General features: G+C 71.5%; 3 protein-coding genes. 2 read left to right on the forward strand and 1 reads right to left on the reverse strand.

Translation table 11 applies throughout. From position 1 onward, the window contains the following. Positions 1-161 precede the first annotated feature (161 nt). Both HMPREF0731_RS15885 and HMPREF0731_RS15890 read left to right on the forward strand, forming a co-directional pair. A complete protein-coding gene (locus HMPREF0731_RS15885) occupies positions 162-1,139 on the forward strand; it encodes a Bug family tripartite tricarboxylate transporter substrate binding protein (protein WP_007005191.1) in 978 nt (325 codons plus the stop codon). Between the two features lie 132 nt (positions 1,140-1,271). Then, positions 1,272-2,486, forward strand: coding sequence for a hypothetical protein (locus HMPREF0731_RS15890; protein WP_007005192.1), 1,215 nt, complete (start codon positions 1,272-1,274; stop codon positions 2,484-2,486). A 40-nt stretch (positions 2,487-2,526) separates the two neighbouring features. Here HMPREF0731_RS15890 and HMPREF0731_RS15895 read toward each other — a convergent pair whose 3' ends face one another. Beyond that, complete coding sequence (locus HMPREF0731_RS15895; protein WP_007005193.1) at positions 2,527-4,437, reverse strand: M10 family metallopeptidase; 1,911 nt, start codon at positions 4,435-4,437, stop codon at positions 2,527-2,529. Positions 4,438-4,789: the final 352 nt, after the last annotated feature.

Consider the following 4,789-nt stretch of genomic DNA (forward strand, 5'->3'; position numbering starts at 1 on the left):
GCTGCGCTCGCTCGCCGTCGCCTTTCCCGGCGCGGTAGCGCTGCCGGCGAGCCCGGCGGGGTGACAGACAGCAGACCGGCGGCCGCGGGGCCGGCGGGACGGCCGGGTGCGAGGCCCGGGACAGCAAAACGGGCAGGGCCAACCCCGCCCAGGAGGGAAACATGACCAAGATGTTCCGCCGCGCCCTGCTGGCCGCGGGGGCGCTGCTGCCGCTCGCCGCCCTGCCCGCCACGGCGCAGAACCGCGCCTATCCGACGCAGCCGATCCGGGTGATCGTGCCCTTCTCGGCCGGCACCTCGGACACGGTGGCGCGGCTGGTCGGGCAGCAGATGAGCCAGAGCCTGGGCCAGCCCCTGGTGGTGGAGAGCCGCCCCGGCGCCGGCGGCAACATCGGCAGCGAGGCCTGCGCCCGCGCCGCGCCGGATGGCTACACCATCTGCCTCGGCACGATCAGCAGCCATGCGATCAACCCGGCGATCTTCGCGCGCATGCCCTACGACAATCTGCGCGACTTCGCGCCGATCACCCAGCTGGCCGCGCAGCCCAACGCGCTGGCGGTGACCAACGACCTGCCGGCGCGCAACGTGGCCGAGCTGGTGGCGCTGCTGAAGCAGCGGCCGGGCCACTACAATTACGGCTCCTCCGGCGTCGGCACCTCGGTCCACCTGGCGGGCGCGCTGTTCACCCAGCTGACGGGCACGCAGATGGAGCATGTGCCCTATCGCGGCAGCGGCCAGATCATGACGGCGCTGCTGGGCGGCGAGCTGCCGCTGGCCTTCGACAACCTCTCCTCCGCCCTGCCCTTCCAGCGCGACGGCAAGATCCGCATCCTGGGCGTGGGTTCGCTGACGCGCAGCCCGGCGGCGCCGGACATCCCGACCATCGCCGAGACGGTGCCGGGCTTCGAGAGCCTGTCCTGGCACGGGCTCTTCGCCCCCGCCGGGACGCCGCCCGAGATCGTGGCGCGGCTGAACCGCGAGGCGGTCGCGGCGCTGCGCAGCCCCGCCGTGGCGCAGCGCTTCCAGGAGCTGGGCATCACCCCGGTGGGCAACACGTCGGAGGAGTTCCGCGCCTTCATCGCCAGCGAGACGCAGCGCTGGGGCGAGGTGGGGCGGCGGGCGAACATCCGCGTCGAGTGAGGCGTGGCGGCGGGCGCGTCCCGGTGCGCCGGGGCGCCCGCCGCATGGCGGCCGGCTTAAATTTTCCAAATGTTATAATATTGCTCGACCCGCATGGTAACCGCGCCGGCAGCCTTGCCGGAACGCCATGCCATGTGTCCCATCCCTCCCTGCCCTGCCTCCTCCCCGCGCCGTCCGCGCGGGACCGCGCTGCTGCTGGCCGCGCCGCTGCTGCTCGGCGCCGGCCTGGCGCGGGCCGAGGAGGCGCCGGTGCGTCTCGCCGCCGGCGATTTCGCCATCGAGGGCAGCCTCGACACCGAGCTGGACGTGGACCGCAACGGCCGCCGCGGCGGGCGCCGCGCCTATACCGACCTCTACAACAAGACCGAGCTGGAGGTGACGCTGACCCTGCCGCGGGGCTTCGCCATCGAGGGCAGCGTCAAGAGCGAGCCGGCGCCGCGCGAGGCGGATGGCAGCGACCGCGCCTTCCGCGGCCAGGCCGCCTGGGTGGAGACGCTGCTGCTGAGCTGGACGGAAGGCCCGCTGCGGCTGTTCGCCGGCAAGCTGCATCCGCGCTTCGGCTTCGCCTGGGACCGCGCCCCCGGCCTCTACGGCACCGATTTCGCGGAAGGTTACGAGCTGAGCGAGAAGATCGGCTTCGGCGCCAGCCTCTCCCTCTCCGACCTCGCCGGGCTGGACGAGGATTGGGGCCGGCACAGCCTGCAGCTGGAGATGTTCCAGGCCGACCGCACCGCCCTGTCCTCCTCGCTCTTCTCCTACCGCCACGCGGTGCTGGATGCCTCGGGGCGCACCCGCTACAGCGCGCGCAACCGGCGGGCCTATGGCGGGGCGGACAACACGCGCGGCTACCAGAACGCGGTGCTGTCGCTGGAGGGCAGCGGCATCGCCCTGCCGCTGGGCAGCCTGGACTACACGCTGGGCCTGTCCTCGCGCCGCGCCGGGCTGGACAGCGCGGCGGCCGGCACGGCGGCGACCGAGCGCGGCAGCGTCGCCGGCCTCGCCTGGACCATCCCGCTGCCGCTGGAGATGAGCGCCACGCCGCTGGTCGAATGGCTGCGGCAGCGCGACGCGGACGGCATCGGCGGGCTGCGCCGCGACGTGCTGACCGCCGGCCTGTCGCTGCAGCGCGGCCCGGTGACGCTGGCCTATGCCTATGAATGGCTGAAGGAGCGCGGCCCGGCGCCGCAGCAGGCGGCGCAGAACACCGCTTCCGTCACCTATGATCTCGGCGAGCTGGCGGCCTGGCTGAAGGGTTTCGACGCCACCCTCGGCTGGCGCCGGCTGCGGGAGGAGGGGCAGTCCGCCAATGATTACGGCGCCCAGCTGCATTACAGCGTGACTTTCTGAACGGCGGGCGGCGCGGCCGGGGCCGCGCCGCCCGCGCCGGTCAGAAGGGCGCGTCGCGGCCCTCGGCCAGGCCGAAGCGCAGGTAATGCTCGAGCGGATCGATGCCCGCCGCGGCGACGTCCGGATTGTTCGCCAGGTAGCGGCCGGTCTCGAACAGCGGGGAAGGGTCGCGCCCCTCGCGCCAGCCGTCAGTGTGATAGTGCGCCAGCGGATTGATGCCGGCGGCGGCGACGTCCGGGTTCATGTCGAGATAGTATTCGGTGCTGAACCAGCCATTCGGGCTGCGCTCCTCACGCCAGCCGAACTCCTCGTAGTGCTGGCGCGCGTCGATGCCGGCACGCGCCACGTCCGGATTGGCCAGCAGGTAGAACTCGGCGTCGAAGCCGTCGCGGATCTCCTTGCCCAGCGCCTGGAAGCTGCTGCGCTGCTCGTTCTGCCCGTAGGTCAGGTAGTGCAGCAGCGGGTTGAGGCCGGCGGCCGCGACGTCCGGGTTGCGGGCCAGGTACAGGTCGGTGTCGAACCAGGCGGAGGGGTCGCGGCCCTCCCGCCAGCCATAGTCCAGATAGTGCTCCAGCGGGTTGAGGCCGGCGGCGGCGACATCCTGGTTCACCGCCAGATAGGAGGAGACCGAGAAGTAGAAATTCGGGTCGCGCCCCTCCCGCCAGCCATAGCTGGCGAAATGCTCCTCGGCGTTCATCCCGGCGAGCCACACGTCACGATTGTCGAAATAGTAGTGCAGCGGGTCGACCAGCGGGCTGCCGCGGTCCAGCTCGATCGTGCCGTCGGCGAACATCAGGCGGTGGATGTTGACGAGGGTGTCCTGGCCCTCGGGCCCGTCGAGGATGACCGTGTTGCCGTAGCGTCCGAAGCTCGCCAGCTCGGTGAAGCTGGTGGTGAAGCCGGCGGCGTTGCGGCCGCCGCCACCATCGATCATGTCGTTGCCGGAACCGCCGAAGAACAGATTGTCGGCGTCGTTGCCGGTGATGCGGTCATTGCCGGCGCCGAGCAGCGCGACTTCGATCACCACGCCATGCGCGATGGTGTAGCCGCCATGCACGCCGGAGACATAGGACACGAAGCCGCCGCCGCCCGGCGCCCATTCCAGCGTCGCGGCGCGCAGATCGACCACCGCGTCGCGCGCGCCGCTGTAGCGGATGGCGTCGTCGCCGCCGGCATCCCAGATGGCGGCATAGCCGGTGCCGGGGCCGTCCGTGTCCCACAGCTCGTAGATGTCGTCGCCCGTGGCGTAGGTGGTGTTGGCGCCGTACCTGGCCTGCAGCACGGCGATGTCGAAGGCCATCGGCGTCATGCTGTGGCCGTATTCCGGCAGCACCGGGGGCCCGTCCGGCCCGGTGGCCCAGCCGCGGACATAGGACATCATGGTCCAGACACCCTGGTTCAGATCGAACTCGCCCGTCTCCCAGGAGTCCTCCACGCCTGGAAAGACGGTGGAGCCGCCGCCGTCATCATGCGGATGCGCCAGGCCCAGCCCGTGGCCGATCTCGTGGATCAGGGTCTGGAACGCCGACCCGCCCTGGTCCAGCCGCCCGCCCGGCTCGCGGCTCCAGGCGCGGGGGATGATGTTGAACATGCCGTAGCCATCGAGTTCCCCGCCGACCGGCGGATTGAAGATGGCGGCCGGCGTGGCGCCTTCGAGCGACGGCAGGTCGCCGAGCAGGAGGTGGAAATCCGCCTCGCTCTCGGTGTCCACCTCGGTGAAGGTCAGGTTGGTGATGGCCTGATACAGCTCGAACACCTGGAGGAGCTGGGCGCGCTCATAGGTGTTCCAGGCCTCCGTCTGGATCGGGCGGAACTCGATGTAGTTGCCGTCCTCGTCTTGATCCAGCGGCAGGTTGAGCGTCAGCCCGCCGGGAATCAGTCGGAAGCGGACATCGGGATGGGACAGGCTGGCATTCCAGGTGATGCCGGTCAGCGGGTTGTAGGCGGTCATGCGGGGTCACCTCGCAGGCGGGGCGGGCCGCGCACGCCCGGCGGCGCCGCAGGGAGGGCCATGCCCGTCCTGGCCGGGCGATGGCTGCCCTGGACCGCTCTCCCGGCACGACCTTAACAGTGCGGTGAGATTTTCACCTGCAGAGCCATCTCGTTTTCTTGGCTCAGCTTCTTGCCGCCCTGCCCGGCGCCGGAGGCTCGCACCTTGCGGCCGGCCCGCGCTAGGCTCGGCCGCGGAGGACAACGCCATGACCGAGACCGAGCGCGATCCCGTGGTGATCGCCGCCGCCGCGCGCACCCCGCTCGGCCGCTTCCAGGGCGGGCTGGCCGGGGTGGCGGCGCCGCGCCTGGGG

This window comes from Pseudoroseomonas cervicalis ATCC 49957 (genome assembly GCF_000164635.1).
In the GTDB taxonomy this organism is placed as follows: domain Bacteria; phylum Pseudomonadota; class Alphaproteobacteria; order Acetobacterales; family Acetobacteraceae; genus Pseudoroseomonas; species Pseudoroseomonas cervicalis.